The organism is Halorubrum tibetense, assembly GCF_042661865.1.
GTDB lineage: Archaea > Halobacteriota > Halobacteria > Halobacteriales > Haloferacaceae > Halorubrum > Halorubrum tibetense.
Genome location: NZ_JBHSWW010000604.1, coordinates 1 through 675, shown reverse-complemented (window position 1 = coordinate 675; position 675 = coordinate 1). Strand labels below are relative to the sequence as shown.

1 protein-coding gene is annotated in these 675 nt (G+C 48.1%); it reads left to right on the top strand.

The window, feature by feature from the left end:
• Positions 1-136: 136 nt before the first annotated feature.
• A partial coding sequence (locus ACFQEU_RS17215; protein WP_379784133.1) for a prohibitin family protein occupies positions 137-675 on the top strand: 539 nt, incomplete at its 3' end.

Below are 675 nucleotides of genomic sequence, written 5' to 3'. Positions count from 1 at the left end.
GCGTAATCGCTGTAACACCAAACCGAGCGCCCGATCGCGGCGCTATGATATTATCCTACCCGCTATTGAATACTCACCCATCAGGCGTTCTAGCCGATTGGCTCCAAGGAATTAACACCCACTAGGAAGTTAGGTAATGTCTATCAGTAAAGGTCAAATTATTGCGCTCGTTTCAGTGCTTGTACTCTGCGTATTTGGTATGTCCAGTTGCTATACCGTGGAAGAAGGCCACGTCGGTATCGTTAAGCGTTTTTCGGAGGCCAAAGAGCAAACCAGCCCAGGTTTACACGCCAAGGTACCCTTTGTCGACACAGTAGAAGAAATCGAAATTCGCACGCGCAAAAATGTTGAACAGATGCCAAGCTCTTCGAAAGAGCAAATGCCATTGACCGCCGAGGTATCGCTCAACTGGACAGTACACCGCGATAGCGCTCTGGACCTGTATAAAAAATATGGCGGTCTAGACCAATTCGAATCGCGTATTCTCGATCCACGATTTAGAGCCGCAACTAAAGATGTGCTGCCACACTATACCGCCGAGCAGCTGATCCAAGACCGCAGTCGTGCGGTGACCGAGATAGAAGCCGCGCTCACTAAAGACCTTGATGGATACCCAGTAAAAATTGACTCAGTACAAATCGAAAACATCATTTTGCCCGCGCAATATTTGATATC